Annotated in this window: 13 protein-coding genes and 1 tRNA gene; 7 read left to right on the forward strand and 7 right to left on the reverse strand. The window is 46.0% G+C overall.

Annotation, left to right across the window (positions count from 1 at the left end; genetic code table 11):
- Positions 1-4 precede the first annotated feature (4 nt).
- Positions 5-823, reverse strand: a complete 819-nt coding sequence (locus tag A7sIIA15_RS01525; RefSeq protein ID WP_095685472.1) for a hypothetical protein — start codon at positions 821-823, stop codon at positions 5-7.
- A 51-nt stretch (positions 824-874) separates the two neighbouring features.
- Entirely contained in the window at positions 875-1,519 is a 645-nt protein-coding gene (trhA, locus tag A7sIIA15_RS01530) for a PAQR family membrane homeostasis protein TrhA (protein ID WP_095685473.1), read from the reverse strand.
- Positions 1,520-1,588: 69 nt separating this feature from the next.
- On the opposite strand from trhA, the gene A7sIIA15_RS01535 reads away from it, so the two are divergent.
- From A7sIIA15_RS01535 to A7sIIA15_RS01550, 4 genes are all read left to right on the forward strand, one after another.
- Positions 1,589-3,238, forward strand: a complete 1,650-nt coding sequence (locus A7sIIA15_RS01535) for a DUF885 domain-containing protein (RefSeq protein ID WP_095685474.1) — start codon at positions 1,589-1,591, stop codon at positions 3,236-3,238.
- Positions 3,239-3,434: 196 nt separating this feature from the next.
- Entirely contained in the window at positions 3,435-4,190 is a 756-nt protein-coding gene (locus tag A7sIIA15_RS01540) for a bacteriorhodopsin-like (RefSeq protein WP_095685475.1), read from the forward strand.
- A 66-nt stretch (positions 4,191-4,256) separates the two neighbouring features.
- Positions 4,257-4,508 (forward strand): hypothetical protein, encoded by a 252-nt coding sequence (locus tag A7sIIA15_RS01545; protein ID WP_095686420.1) that lies wholly within the window; start codon positions 4,257-4,259, stop codon positions 4,506-4,508.
- Positions 4,509-4,552: 44 nt separating this feature from the next.
- Positions 4,553-5,875 (forward strand): bifunctional o-acetylhomoserine/o-acetylserine sulfhydrylase, encoded by a 1,323-nt coding sequence (locus A7sIIA15_RS01550; RefSeq protein WP_095685476.1) that lies wholly within the window; start codon positions 4,553-4,555, stop codon positions 5,873-5,875.
- 1 nt (position 5,876) lies between these two features.
- Here A7sIIA15_RS01550 and A7sIIA15_RS01555 read toward each other — a convergent pair whose 3' ends face one another.
- Both A7sIIA15_RS01555 and A7sIIA15_RS01560 read right to left on the reverse strand, forming a co-directional pair.
- On the reverse strand, positions 5,877-6,209 hold the full coding sequence (locus A7sIIA15_RS01555) for a helix-hairpin-helix domain-containing protein (protein ID WP_095685477.1): 333 nt from the start codon (positions 6,207-6,209) through the stop codon (positions 5,877-5,879).
- Between the two features lie 37 nt (positions 6,210-6,246).
- A tRNA-Leu gene (locus tag A7sIIA15_RS01560) sits at positions 6,247-6,327 on the reverse strand.
- Positions 6,328-6,430: 103 nt separating this feature from the next.
- Between A7sIIA15_RS01560 and xylA the strand changes: the two genes are divergently transcribed.
- The gene (gene xylA / locus A7sIIA15_RS01565; protein ID WP_095685478.1) at positions 6,431-7,588 is read left to right on the forward strand and encodes a xylose isomerase; all 1,158 of its coding nucleotides are present in this window, start codon (positions 6,431-6,433) and stop codon (positions 7,586-7,588) included.
- A 7-nt stretch (positions 7,589-7,595) separates the two neighbouring features.
- On the opposite strand, the gene A7sIIA15_RS01570 is transcribed toward xylA, so the two are convergent.
- The 3 genes from A7sIIA15_RS01570 to A7sIIA15_RS01580 all read right to left on the reverse strand — a co-directional run bounded on the left by A7sIIA15_RS01570 (position 7,596) and on the right by A7sIIA15_RS01580 (position 10,787).
- Complete coding sequence (locus tag A7sIIA15_RS01570; protein WP_095685479.1) at positions 7,596-8,822, reverse strand: sugar ABC transporter permease; 1,227 nt, start codon at positions 8,820-8,822, stop codon at positions 7,596-7,598.
- Positions 8,822-9,595: an ATP-binding cassette domain-containing protein gene (locus A7sIIA15_RS01575; protein ID WP_018225001.1), complete on the reverse strand. Its 774-nt coding sequence runs from the start codon at positions 9,593-9,595 to the stop codon at positions 8,822-8,824. Before A7sIIA15_RS01575 ends, A7sIIA15_RS01570 begins: the two co-directional genes overlap by 1 nt.
- 124 nt (positions 9,596-9,719) lie before the next feature.
- On the reverse strand, positions 9,720-10,787 hold the full coding sequence (locus A7sIIA15_RS01580; RefSeq protein ID WP_095685480.1) for a sugar ABC transporter substrate-binding protein: 1,068 nt from the start codon (positions 10,785-10,787) through the stop codon (positions 9,720-9,722).
- Positions 10,788-10,974: 187 nt separating this feature from the next.
- Between A7sIIA15_RS01580 and argS the strand changes: the two genes are divergently transcribed.
- Positions 10,975-12,639, forward strand: coding sequence for an arginine--tRNA ligase (argS, locus tag A7sIIA15_RS01585; protein ID WP_095685481.1), 1,665 nt, complete (start codon positions 10,975-10,977; stop codon positions 12,637-12,639).
- Between the two features lie 2 nt (positions 12,640-12,641).
- Positions 12,642-13,949, forward strand: coding sequence for a diaminopimelate decarboxylase (gene lysA, locus A7sIIA15_RS01590; protein WP_095685482.1), 1,308 nt, complete (start codon positions 12,642-12,644; stop codon positions 13,947-13,949).
- Positions 13,950-13,959 lie beyond the last annotated feature (10 nt).

Below are 13,959 nucleotides of genomic sequence, written 5' to 3' on the forward strand. Positions count from 1 at the left end.
CTAATTACTTACGCGATGCAGATTTCTTTGCAGCTGCTTTCTTGGCGGTTTTCTTGACAGGCTTTTTTGCCGCTTTCTTAGGAGCAGCAATGGCTGGCTTAGTGCGCTGACTAGCAACACGGATTGGACCAGGATTAATGACTGTGTCATCAGAGTTAAGATTTTCAAGAACATTGCGCTGTAGATCAGCCAGACGAGTGAATGCACTCTCAAGGCGTGCTCGGGATTGATGAATTGCAGATTCAGCAGCATCTAGTGATTGAGTTTGAATCTTATAGAGACGCTCTGCTTCAGTAATAACACTTGAGAGCCATTGGCGGTAATTAGAAACTTCGACAGTTGCTTCACTCACGATGCGCTCACCTTCACGGCGTGCTGCAGTTGCAAGGGCAGATGCTTCACGTCGCTTGCTTTCAATCAGTGACTCAGCTTCAACTTCAGCTTCAGCTATCTTGTCTGATGCCTCTGATTCTGCGGCTTGGATGTATTTGCGACCGCGTGACTCTGCGCCACTTAAGATTGTGCGAGCTTTTGCGTCGGCTGCTTCAATCTCTTCTTTTGTTGTGCGATTAGTTTCAGCAATCAATCGAGTCGCAATAGATTGCGCCTTGCTCTCACGGGCTTGGGCTGACTTAATCATTGACATTGCTGTCTCTGTTGCAAGAATTTCAAACTCTTCTTTACTCAAGCCAGTTATGTCACGACGTGATTTAAGATCAGCTAACTGTGATTCAAGTTCGCGAATTCGGTCGACGGATGAAGGCGCTTGTTCTTCTTCGCCCTTAAATCCGACCCAGTTAAGGAAGGAGTTTTTCTCAGCCATTGTCGTACCTCGCAACTCGTTGATAAGAGAGCCTTAGGTTAGAGCAAGGCCTTACTTACTGTAAATCGCCACTGAAATCGCAATGTATTGCGAGATCCAGGCTGCCAGGACGAATATATGGAAGAGCTCATGGAAGCCAAAGTACTTCGCATCTCGCCCTGGGCGCTTGAGGGCATAGAAGATTGCACCGATTGAGTAGAAAAGGCCTCCGATGAGAACAGGGAGTATTACCCATAAACCACCCTCTCGGTAGAGCGCTGGCGTATAAACCACGGCCACCCATCCGAGCAATAAATAGTTTGCAACGTATAACCATCTAGGTGCATTGAGCCAAAAGATTCGAAGGCCCACACCAATTGCTGCGCCAATCCAAACGACTAGGAGCAAGATATTTCGGCTACGACCTTCAAGTAGTGCAACTGCAAAAGGGGTATAGGAACCGGCAATGAGCAAATTGATATTTGCGTGATCCCACCTACGCCATATTTTTTTCTTTGCAGGCGTCCAAGGAACGCGGTGATAAATGGCCGAGACACTAAACAACATAATTGCTGTGATGGAATAAATAGCAACTGCAAATTTGAGTGAAGAGTTACTGAGAATGAAAAGCACCAGTGAGGCGATAATGACTGCAGGGGTTGCACCTAGGTGAAACCAGCCACGTAATTTAGGTGGGACCACAGGAAGCTGTGTCATGTATGCAGGGTACTGCTTGTTTCTATCTCCTGTATCGACAAATAGTCGCCGCGCTGATAAGAATCTCCTATGACATTTAGATCTCCTATATTCGAACTCAGCCACACATACATCGATGATGAAGCAGCCTTGAGCCCAATGGGTTGCACCTATCTTGGCAATGGACTTAACCAAGACAAGCTTGATGACTTCTCAATCGCAGGTGCGGCAGTTTCAGCAGACTTAACTCGCAAGACCCTTAAGAAACTTCTCGAGCTCAAGCCAATTGATGAAATTGATCGAATTGCACAGACTGTTATGCAAGAGCGTCTTGAATCATCCCTTGCTCTGCACGATAGCCAAGAGTCTTTTGTCTTATGGAACGTTCTGACATCCCCACCTTCAAATGTGCGTTCAATTTTTGAACTTATGCCAAAGAGCACCGATAAAGACTTCGACAACATCGCTAAGCGCTTAGCTGCAGTAGATGGGGCATATAGGTCATGGACTGGTGCGATCATGGAGGTCGCTAAGGGTGGAAAGACAACTGCCCAGCGCCAAGTTCGCGGAGTTATTGAACAACTGTCTAACTATGCAAATGGTGGATTTAGCGCAATGTGTAAAAACTTTGATGCTGCAGGTAAATATCCAGCAATTCATGAGAATGCAAAGCTTGCTGAGAAAGCGGCAGCAGAGACTGCTGAGTTTTTAAAGAATCAGTATCTCCCTATTGCAAACCCAGAAGATGCAGTTGGAGCAGATCGTTATGCGGTGTGGGCACGTTATTTCACAGGTGCAAAGCTAGATCTTCGTGCAACCTATGAGTGGGGAATGGCTGATCTAAAAGCAATTAATGCACGTATGTGGGAGATTGCCGAACAAATTAAGCCAGGAGCTAAAACACTTCGTGAAGTGGCAGATCACCTTGATAAGGATCCAAAGTATGTAATCAAGGGTAAAGAAAATGTAGTTAAGTTCTTGCAAGATTTCACAGATGCAGCAATTGCTCGCATGGACGGTGAATATTTTGAAATTGATGATCGCATCAAGATTTGTGAAGCCCGTCTTGCACCAGAAGGAAGTGCATCTGCGCCGTATTACAATCCGCCTTCTGAAGATTTATCTCGCCCAGGCACAACTTGGATTCCAATGCTTGGAAAAGATGAAGCCAGTAGCTGGCATTTAGTCTCAACGTGGTATCACGAAGCTGTTCCTGGACATCACTTGCAATGCGCAACTGTTGCAATTGAAAAAGAGCGTCTGTCTCGTTTCCAAATCAATGGTGCATGGATTAGTGGTTACGGTGAAGGCTGGGCCTTGTATGCAGAGCGCTTCATGAATGAGCTAGGCGCTTTTGATGAACCTGGAATTGAAATGGGCTACCTATCGGCGCAAGCTCTGCGTGCTGCACGTATTGTTGTAGATATCGGAATGCACCTTGGATACACCGACTTTGATGGCACGGTGTGGAACGCCGAGTCATCTCGCAAGCTGCTCAATGAGCAGGCACTTCTCGATGAGGACCACTCACGCAGTGAAACTGATCGTTACCTGGGTTGGCCTGGCCAAGCTATCTCCTACAAGGTAGGAGAGCGGGTTTGGATGAAGGCACGTGAAGATGCCAAGGCCCGTCTTGGATCGGCCTTCTCCCTCAAGAAATTTCACACCTATGCCCTCAAAATCGGTCCAATGGGCCTTGACCCATTTGCCATTGAATTGGCTAGATGGGATGGGAAATAGGGTTGATTTGAGGCCGTGGCACGCTCAAAAATCTGAAATATCTGTGAAATATCTGCGATTTCACCCTTCCATTTTCCTTCAATCCACGCATAATTGGACTTACTAAGCGCAGTGAGGCGCCTCGAGGTCCTCAATGCTCTGGCACTAGATGCCATCAGACATCTAGGTAACTTAAACCTCCCGGAGGCATATTTAAATGCAACTAGACAGCAACCAATGGAACCTGGTCTATAACGTATTCTCGTTTGGACTTGTTTCAATGCTCGCATGCACCATTTACACGCTTGTTTCACAACAGCGCGTATTGGCTAAGTACCGTAACGCTCTAGTGATGTCATCAATGGTTACATTCATCGCTGGATACCACTACCTTCGCATTTTTGATTCATTCAAGCATGCATCAGAAGGTGGAAAAGTACTTCTAGATGGATCTCAGAATTCATTCAACGAGGCATACCGCTACGTTGACTGGCTACTCACAGTGCCACTACTTCTAGTTGAAGTAATTGCGGTACTTGCACTAGCTAAGGAAGTTTCACGTTCCCTCATCACGCGCTTGGTCCCAGCATCTGCTGCGATGATCGCGCTTGGATACCCAGGTGAAATTTCAAGCGATCAGAACACACAGGTTATGTACGGTGTTCTATCAACACTTCCATTCATCTACATCCTTTACGTTCTATTCGTAGAACTAGGTAAGTCACTTGAGCGTCAACCAGCAGGAGTTGCAGAGACCGTAGGTCGTTTGCGTCTTCTATTGATCGCTACATGGGGCGTTTACCCAATTGCCTACATCTTCAACATCGTTGGAGATGCGTCATCGTCATCATTCGTAACTGTTCAAGTAGGTTACACAATTGCTGACGTTCTAGCTAAGTGCGTATTCGGTCTTACAATTCTCAAGATCGCACGCATGAAGTCAATGGCTGAAGGCATGAAGGACGATCACTAATTAAATAGATTGACGATGGGGTGGCGAGAAATCGCCACCCCATTTCTATTGTCAGGGGGAATAGCAATGAAAAGTAGCCTTATTAATAACTACAGAATGGGCGGATACCTGCTCATCGCAATCGGCCTCATTAACTTGAGATACCAAACTGGGGACAACGGAGTAGTTGGACGTAGTTTGACCATCGTTATTCCTGGTGCAATTTTGCTTGCATGTACCTGGATTCCGACGTTAGCTAAAAAATTGGAAACAAAAGCAGTTCAAGCTTTTTCAATAGTTATTGGGCTTGCCCTTATTGTTTACGCTGTAATTAACTAGCTAGGTGCTTGCAAAACTCCCATAAAGGGAGAAGAGTCGCTGGCATGAGCGAAAACAGTGAATGGTCTTTTGAAACCCAACAAATCCATGCAGGTCAAAACCCAGATTCAGATACGGGATCTCGATCACTCCCGATTTATCAAACAACTGCTTATCAATTCCGAGACACACAGCACGCTGCCAATCTCTTTGGAATAGCAGAAGCTGGAAATGTTTACACCCGCATCAACAACCCAACTCAAGACGCAGTTGAGAAGCGAATTGCAACCCTTGAAGGTGGTGTGGCCGCACTTCTAGTTTCATCAGGTATGGCAGCAACAACTCTTGCGATTATGAACGTTGCTCAAGCTGGCGACCATGTGGTTTCTAGTTCCAATGTTTATGGTGGAACTTTCAACCTCTTCAACTACACCCTTCCAAAATTTGGTATTGAAGTCACATTTGTTAATGACACAGGCAACATGGATGCATGGCGGGCGGCAGTTAAGCCCAACACCAAAGCATTTTTCGGAGAAGGTATTTCAAATCCACTAGGCACGGTGCTAGACCTTGCAGGTATTGCCGCAGTTGCCCATGAGGCTGGTGTGCCATGGATAGTTGATAACACCATTGCAACGCCTTATGTAACCCGCCCATTTGATCATGGCGTTGACATCATCGTGCACTCAGCAACTAAGTTCCTATCGGGGCATGGAAATGCAATGGTTGGAGCCATCGTGGACTCTGGAAACTTTGATTTTGCAAAGAATCCCAAGAAGTTCCCTGGATTTAATGAACCTGATCCAAGTTATAACAACATGATCTATGCAAAAACCTTAGGAGTTGGTGGTGACTTTGGCGCAAACCTTGCCTACATTTTCAAAGCTCGCCTACAACTACTTCGCGACTTTGGTTCTTCAGTCTCACCATTTAACGCTTGGCTACTTGCTCAAGGTTTAGAAACGCTCAATCTTCGTATGGATCGACATCTACTCAATGCGCAGGCGTTAGCAGAATGGCTAGAAAAGCAGCCTGAAGTCGCGCATGTGAGTTATGCAGGTCTTCCTTCATCACCTTGGTATGCAACGGCTAAGAAATATGCACCTAAAGGTGCAGGTGCTGTCTTTGCATTTGAACTAAAGGGTGGAGCAACGGCTGGGCGCAAATTTGTTGAAGGATTGAAACTATTTAGCCACGTTGCAAACATTGGCGATGTTCGCTCTCTAGTGATTCATCCTGCGTCAACAACGCATGCTCAACTCAGTCCAGAGGAGCAGTTAAAAGCTGGAATAACTCCAGGAATGGTCCGCTTGAGCATTGGCCTAGAAAATATCGAAGATATTAAAAACGATGTTAAGTTGGGCTTTGCTGCCGTTAAAAACGCTTAATCTATTTTCTAAAAGATAGATCAGCTTTTTTCATCTCTGCAACAAGGACTCTAATTGCATTTGGTCCCATGCCATGGAGCTCTTTTAACGCAGCAAGTGATGTCTTGCGCAGATCACTGACACTGAATAAACCATCATCTATTAGGGCGCGACGTGCTGGAGCGGGCAAACCAATGGCAACCCAATTGCCATCTAGTTCTGCGTATTGATCAATGCTTGCTTCAGATGTCGGATTTACAGAATTATTCTGTGCTTTTTCGGCACGGCGCTCGGCGGCAGCTTTTTTGGCTTGAGATGCCAACATCTTGGTTCGAGCAGCAGATTGCTTGGCCATGAGAGAAGTTTACTTTCTTATCTTTATTACACCTATGTGCGGGAGAAGGGACTTGAACCCTCACGTCCGAAGACACAGGTTCCTAAGACCTGCGTGTCTGCCATTTCACCACTCCCGCTAACCCAGATGAAAAACTTTGCAGCTATTCATATGGATAGGGGACAAGATTAGAGGTAAGTTAGCGATGTACCAAAACGAGCGCATAAGAAAGGCTTTTTTCCATGTCACTAACACCTACTCCTGCAGATAAGTTCACTTTTGGTCTCTGGACCGTTGGCTGGCAGGCACGTGACCCTTTCGGAGATCCAACAAGAGGGGCGCTTGACCCAGTTCGCACAGTCAATGAGCTTGCCGCACGCGGTGCCTATGGAGTCACTTTCCATGATGATGACTTGATTCCATTTGGTAGCGATGAAGGTGCACGACGCACTCATATTGATCGTTTTAAGAAGGCATTAGCCGATACTGGAATGAAAGTTCCAATGGCCACGACAAACCTGTTCTCGCACCCAGTCTTTAAAGATGGTGCCTTTACATCAAATGATAAAGACATCCGCCGCTATGCAATTCGTAAAGTAATGAAGAACATTGAACTTGCAGTTGAGCTAGGTGCCAAGACCTATGTGTGCTGGGGTGGACGCGAAGGTGCTGAATCAGATGGCGCTAAAGATGGCTATGTTGCACTTGATCGCTTCCGTGAAGCTTTCAATACTTTAGGTGAGTTCGTTACCGATAATGGCTATGACATTAAATTTGCAATTGAACCAAAACCAAATGAGCCAAGAGGCGATATCTTCTTGCCAACTATTGGTCATGCTCTAGCTTTCATCTACACATTAGATCGTCCAGAGTTAGTTGGGCTTAACCCTGAAGTTGGTCACGAACAAATGGCAGGACTTAATTTTGTTCACGGAATTGCACAAGCTCTGTGGCAAAAGAAGTTGTATCACATCGACCTTAATGGCCAACATGGTCCGAAGTATGATCAGGACTTAGTTTTTGGTCATGGAGATTTGAAATCTGCATTCTTCCTAGTTGATTTACTTGAGCGCTATAAGTACGACGGACCAAAGCACTTTGACTACAAGCCAGCGCGCACAGAAGATGACAAGGGTGTGTGGGAATCAGCATCTGCAAACATGCGCACTTACTTAGCTCTTAAAGAGCGTGCAGCGGCATTTCGCGCTGATCCTCGTGTTATTGAAGCAATGAAGGCTTCTAATATCCCAGGATTAAATGAATCAACCCTTGGCGCTGGTGAAACATGGAGAGATCTTGCTAAAGATTCATTCGATGTCGAAGCAGCCGGAGCACGCGGATATGGCTATGAACTAGTTGATCAACTAGCACTCGAGCATTTAATGGGTGTTAAAGCCTAAAAGGGCTTCAACTAACAGCTGCGCCGCGGCGAGAAATCGCATCAACGCCCGCTGAAATCAGCAATACAAGTCCAGTAACAATGAACTTGATTCCAGCTGCATATCCCAAAAGACCCATGCCGTTATCAATAACAGCAACTACTAGGCCTCCAAGAATGGCATCGCGCATCTTTCCCTTACCGCCAAAGAGTGAAGTTCCACCGATAACAGCAGCGCCAACAGCATAGAGAAGTGTTGAGCTTCCACCAGTTGTTGGTGAGACAGAGTTTTGACGAGAAGCAAAGATCATTCCAGCGATGGCTGCTAGTCCAGAGCAGATCATGAATGCTGTGATTCGAACTCGCTTAACGTTAATGCCAGCACGTCGGGCAGCTTCTGCATTGCCACCGACTGCATAGATGTGGCGTCCAAAAGCTGTGCGACCAAGAACAAAAGTTCCAATAACTAGAAGCAAGAGAATTACTGGCACGACGTAGGGAATTCCCTTAAGGCTTACAAGATCTGGATTATTGCTTCGCTCTAAGTTCAAAGCAAAAACTGCAACACCAGTAATTCCAAGTAAACCTGCGGTCTTTATCACCCAGAGTTTAATGAGTTCAGATTTTAAGCCAGCCTTGCGGCGAGCATAAATACTGTTCAACCCCATGAGCACGTAAGCAACTGCAACAATTATGAAAAAGACCCAACTATAAAGAGGAGAAAGATTTGAGTTTTCTACCGCCAAAATAGTCTTATCTTCAACGCGGATAGTTCCACCCTCTCCTGCAAGCAAAAGAAGGATCCCCTGGAAAGCAAGGAATGCGGCCAAAGTAACCACGAAAGATGGAATTCCAAGTCGTGCAACTAAAGTTCCAAGTCCAAAACCAAGGATTACTCCGACGACTATTGATGCAAAGAGAGCTGCATACCAAGGCACATCGTGATTGGTAATCAAGATAACTAGAACTGCGCCAGTCACACCTGCTGTGAAGCCTGCAGAGAGATCGATTTCCCCAAGAAGTAGAACAAAAACTAAGCCCATGGCAATAACGATTACCGCAGCAGCTTGAGTTAGTAGGTTGGCAAAGTTACCTGGCGTTAAAAACACGCTCGACATTGAGCCAAAGACAATACAAAGAACAACTAGGCCAAGAACTGCTGGAAGTGAGCCAATATCGCCTGCTTTAACGCGGGCCCAGTAATCACCGATAGCACCCTTAATCGTTGCATCTTCTTGTTCAACAACAACGTTCATCACTTTGCTCCCTTGTTCGCAGCTGGTGCTTGGACGCCGGCAGATTTTCCTGTCGTGATTAATTCAATAACTTGGCGGGGGATTACTTCATTCTTATCAACTTGGGCAGCCATGTTTCCCAGATATAGGGCGGCGATGTTATCGGCCACTTCAAACACATCGTTAAGGTTGTGGCTAATCAAAACAACAGCCAGACCATTATCTGCAAGTCGGCGAACAAGGTTGAGTACTTGTTCAGTTTGTGCAACACCAAGGGCTGCTGTTGGTTCATCCAAAATAACTACTTTGCTATTCCACAGAACTGCACGAGCAATTGCGACTGTCTGGCGTTGACCGCCTGAGAGTGAGGAGACAGTCTGGCGAATGGATTTAACTGTACGAACACTCAAGCCATCTAGAGTCTTTCGGGCGAGTGCTTCCATTGAAGTTTCATTTAATACTGGACCGCGCTTTTGCTCGCGTCCTAAAAACATATTGTGGACAATATCTAAGTTATCGCATAGAGCTAGATCTTGATACACAATTTCAATTCCAAGACCGGTTGCATCGCGTGGACCATGAATATCTACTTTGTTGCCTTCAAAGAGAAAGTCTCCGGTCTCAGGTGTGTAGATACCGGCGATACATTTAATAAGAGTGCTTTTACCAGCGCCGTTATCACCAACTAGGGCAGTTACTTTGCCTGCAGCGATATCGAAGTTAACATCTTTAAGGACATGTACAGGTCCAAAAGATTTATTGACACCGCGTAATGAAAGTATCGGTGAGCTCATGTCTCTAACCACTTTTCTTTAGATTCTGCTTACGTGCGATGAAAATATCCTATAAAAGAAGTTGCGGCTCAGGGAATGAACCCCGAGCCGCAACCTACTTTCTATTGCCTAGCTTGGTCGGAAATTAGATTCCGTTAGCTGTGCAGAGGTCTTCGATATCAGCACACACTGCTTCGCGTGTCTGGAAGCCATCAGCAATAACGTCCTTGACGTTTGCCTTTGTGATTCCAACTGGTACCAATAGAACTGATGGGACATCAATTGTTCCGTTGTTTACAGAACCTGTTGCTGTTGTTGCTTCTTCTCCACGTAGCAATGCGATTGCTAGTGCAGCTGCACCTTCAGCTTCAGCCTTGATTGCCTTGTATACAGTGTTTGACATATCTCCTGTGAGGACTGCACGCAATCCGTCAACAGTTGCATCTTGTCCAGATACACAGACCTTGCCGTTTAGCTTGTTCTTCTTAAGAACAGCAATCGCTGCAAGTCCAAGACCTTCGTTAGCTGAAACAACTGCATCAAGCTTTCCGCCAGCCTTTGAAAGCTGCTGTTCGAAAATTACTCCACCCTTTGCGTTATCCCAGTCTGGAACAGCCTGGTCATCAACAAGTGTGTATGCCTTTGAATCGATTGATGGACGAAGAACTGAATCGTATCCAGCCTTGAATAGTGTTGCGTTGTTATCTGTTGGTGAACCGTTGAGGTAAACGATACGAGCAGATGACTTTCCTGCTGCATCTAGACATGCCTTGATGCCTTCACCTTGTAGACGACCAACTGCCTCATTATCAAATGAAACGTAGTATGAAGCTGAACCATTAAGTGTTAGACGGTCGTAGTCGATTGTCTTAACACCCTGTGCTGCAGCCTTGTCCTGAACAGCCTTAGCTGAATCTGAATCTAGGTTTACAAGGATAAGAACCTTTGCACCAGCTGTAAGCATCTGATCTGCAATAGTTGCAAACTGTGCCTTGTCGCCGTTTGCGTTCTGAATGTCAACCTTTACTCCTGCTGCATCAAATGCTGCTTGTAGGAATCCGCGGTCAGCAGTTTCCCAGCGGTTTGATGATGCTGCATCAGGAAGAATTACACCAACAAAACCATCTGCGGATTCGTCAGCACTTGAGCAACCTGTTAGTGCGATAGCTACTGCAGCAAAAACTGCAGTAATCGCGAGGCGGCGCTTTTTCATATATGAAACACCTTTCGAAAGGGATCGCACCCCTGGGCGAATCTTTTTCCACCCGGATGAGAAAGGAGCGATAGTGAAGCAAACGCTAGTGGGGATGCCCGAGTTCGTCACTCTATTTTTGGGAAAATATCACCCCATCACCTAACGATTTGATAACGCTCAACTGAGCGCACGATAGCCTTAGGCGGTGTCCACACAGGTAGAGCAGTTAGAGGCGGCGATAAAAGCCGCCCTTGAGCGAGCGTTCAAAGCTGGCTCACTATCTGGACAAATCCCGGAGGCCATCAAATTAGAGCGGCCCAAAGATCGCGACCACGGCGACTATGCAACTTCTATTGCACTTCAACTAGCAAAGCCTGCGGGCAAAAACCCCCGTGATGTTGCACAGATTATCTGTGACCTGTTGGCTGGCACAGAAGGAATCTCAAAAGTAGATATTGCTGGCCCAGGATTTATCAACATCACTCTTAATCGTGCTGATCAAGCCGAGTTAGTTGCAACGATTCTTAAGGCAACTAAGGATTACGGAAAGGGCAGTGCGCTCGCGGGTGTGCGGATCAATCTTGAATTCATTAGTGCTAATCCAACTGGCCCACTTCACTTAGGTCACACACGTTGGGCAGCAGTAGGAGATTCATTAGGCCGAGTATTAAGTGCTGCCGGGGCAGATGTGAAGCGCGAGTTTTATATTAATGATCGCGGAAACCAGATGGATTTATTTGGAGCATCAGTTGAAGCAGCGGCTTTAGGTAATCCCATTCCAGAAAATGGTTATCAAGGTGCATACATTGCAGATTTAGCTAAAGAGGTTGTTGCAAGAAATGCCTCCATTACATCTTTGCCAGAAGGGAAGCGCCATCCAGCATTTCGTGAAGCTGCTTATGCCCTGCAGTTAAAAGATCAACAGAGAGTATTAGACACATTTGGTACACATTTTGATGTCTGGTTTTCAGAGCGCTCACTACATGATCAAGGCGCAGTTGAACACGGCCTAGAAAAGCTTCGCAAACAAGGCCATGTCTTTGAAGAAGAAGGAGCTATTTGGCTGCGCACAACTGACTTTGGCGATGATAAAGATCGTGTGTTAACTAAATCTGATGGCTCACTTACTTACTTCTCATCAGACACCGCTTATTACATCAATAAGCGCGAGCGGGGCTTTGATATCTGCATCTACATGCTGGGCGCAGATCACCATGGATATGTAGGTCGCTTAAAAGCTATTGCAGCTTGTGCTGGTGATGATCCTGAATACAACATCCATGTACTTATCGGACAGTTGGTAAAGATTATGGAAGGCGGGGAAGAGGTAAAACTCTCTAAGCGCGCCGGCACGATTATTACCTTAGAAGAGCTAGTGGAAAAAGTCGGCGTTGATGCTGCCCGCTACACATTGATTCGATACCCAGTAGACACACCTATGGTGATGGATATCGATATCTTGAAGCGCAACACCAATGAGAATCCGGTCTACTACGTTCAATACGCCCATGCTCGCATCGCTGCTGTATTGAGAAATGCCGATGAATTGAAGATTCCTGTGGACCTTGCCGCTTTTGATTCATCGCAGTTGGTTCATGATCGTGAAAATCAATTATTAGGAGCACTAGCTGAATTTCCTCGCGTGGTGCAAAGTGCGGCTGAACTACGCCAACCTCACCGTGTTGCTCGCTACCTTGAAGAGTTAGCTGGTACGTATCACGGTTTCTATGCCGACTGTCGTGTTCTGCCAATGGGTGAAGAAAACCCATCTCCATTACACACTGCCCGTCTATTACTCTGTGCTTCTACGAAGCAAGTTATTAAAAATGGTTTGGATTTATTGGGCGTTAGTGCACCGGAGAGGATGTAGGTATGTGGTCCTCTCACGTTAAGACTGGCGCAGAGTTAACAATCTCATCCATTCCAGCTACTGCCTTAGCCAAAGAATTTGGCACACCAGCATTCATCATGGATGAGGCCGATTTTAGAGAACGCGCAAGTGCATGGAATACGGCTCTTGCTTACGCTTTTGGAAGCAATACTGGAACTGTTTATTACGCAGCTAAAGCCTTTATATGCGTTGAAGTTGCCCGTTGGATTAAAGATATTGGTATCGGCATTGATGTCTGCACAGGTGGGGAGTTAGCAGTAGCTCTTAAGGGTGGAATTGATCCTGCAAAGATTGAAGTACATGGAAACAATAAATCTCTAGCTGAAATTGAAAAGGCTGTATCAGTCGGCGTTGGAACAATCGTTATCGATTCACTCTATGAAATAGAGCGTGTTGCCGCTGCTGCCACTAAGCATGGCGTTGTTCAAAAAGTCTTGCTTCGTTTAACCCCTGGAATTGAAGCCCACACCCATGAATCAATTGCCACAGCCCATGAAGATGTGAAGTTTGGTTTTTCAATTGCAAGTGGTGCTGCATGGAGTGCAATTGCCCAAGTTCGCACACATGCATCCCTAGAATTGCGCGGCTTCCATGCCCATATTGGTTCGCAGATTTTTGAAAATGATTCCTTTGAAATCAGCGCTCAGCGTCTTATTGAACTTCTAGCTAAGTACCGTGATGAATATTCGACCGAACTTCCTGAACTGGATTTAGGCGGGGGATATGGGATTGCTTATTTGCCTGGAGAGAACTCTTTAGATCCAGCATCAACGATGAAAGATTTAGCGAAAGTTGTTACTGCACAGTGCGCAGCCCACAAACTTGCTATCCCACGTATTTCAATTGAACCAGGCCGAGCAATTGTTGGTCCAACAATGTTCACACTCTATGAAGTTGGAACAGTTAAAGATGTCACGTTAGAAAACGGTGCAATTCGCCGCTATGTCTCTGTTGATGGTGGCATGAGCGATAATTTGCGCCCAGCTTTATACGATGCTCAATACTTTGCAGCGCTAGCTAATCGCACCAGCAGCGCCCCTAAGGTTTCTTCACGCATCGTCGGTAAGCACTGTGAAACGGGCGATATTGTGATTCGGGAAATTGATTTAGAAAATGACATTGTTCCTGGAGATTTATTGGCCACCCCAGCAACGGGTGCATATGGGCGCAGTATGGCAACTAATTACAATCACGTGCCACGGCCACCAGTAGTTGCAGTAAAAGATGGAAAAGCCCGCGTGATTCTGCGCCGTGAGACTGAAGCTGATCTGTTAGGGCTAGATATTTAACGCCGTTACA

This window comes from Candidatus Planktophila vernalis (genome assembly GCF_002288185.1).
GTDB lineage: Bacteria > Actinomycetota > Actinomycetes > Nanopelagicales > Nanopelagicaceae > Planktophila > Planktophila vernalis.

What these genes read in the sequence shown, in the direction of transcription:
- A7sIIA15_RS01525 (WP_095685472.1), bottom strand. Translation starts at nt 823, where the DNA reads ATGGCTGAGAAAAACTCCTTCCTTAACTGGGTCGGATTTAAGGGCGAA.
- trhA (WP_095685473.1), bottom strand. Translation starts at nt 1,519, where the DNA reads ATGACACAGCTTCCTGTGGTCCCACCTAAATTACGTGGCTGGTTTCAC.
- A7sIIA15_RS01535 (WP_095685474.1), top strand. Translation starts at nt 1,589, where the DNA reads ATGACATTTAGATCTCCTATATTCGAACTCAGCCACACATACATCGAT.
- A7sIIA15_RS01540 (WP_095685475.1), top strand. Translation starts at nt 3,435, where the DNA reads ATGCAACTAGACAGCAACCAATGGAACCTGGTCTATAACGTATTCTCG.
- A7sIIA15_RS01545 (WP_095686420.1), top strand. Translation starts at nt 4,257, where the DNA reads ATGAAAAGTAGCCTTATTAATAACTACAGAATGGGCGGATACCTGCTC.
- A7sIIA15_RS01550 (WP_095685476.1), top strand. Translation starts at nt 4,553, where the DNA reads ATGAGCGAAAACAGTGAATGGTCTTTTGAAACCCAACAAATCCATGCA.
- A7sIIA15_RS01555 (WP_095685477.1), bottom strand. Translation starts at nt 6,209, where the DNA reads ATGGCCAAGCAATCTGCTGCTCGAACCAAGATGTTGGCATCTCAAGCC.
- xylA (WP_095685478.1), top strand. Translation starts at nt 6,431, where the DNA reads ATGTCACTAACACCTACTCCTGCAGATAAGTTCACTTTTGGTCTCTGG.
- A7sIIA15_RS01570 (WP_095685479.1), bottom strand. Translation starts at nt 8,822, where the DNA reads ATGAACGTTGTTGTTGAACAAGAAGATGCAACGATTAAGGGTGCTATC.
- A7sIIA15_RS01575 (WP_018225001.1), bottom strand. Translation starts at nt 9,595, where the DNA reads ATGAGCTCACCGATACTTTCATTACGCGGTGTCAATAAATCTTTTGGA.
- A7sIIA15_RS01580 (WP_095685480.1), bottom strand. Translation starts at nt 10,787, where the DNA reads ATGAAAAAGCGCCGCCTCGCGATTACTGCAGTTTTTGCTGCAGTAGCT.
- lysA (WP_095685482.1), top strand. Translation starts at nt 12,642, where the DNA reads ATGTGGTCCTCTCACGTTAAGACTGGCGCAGAGTTAACAATCTCATCC.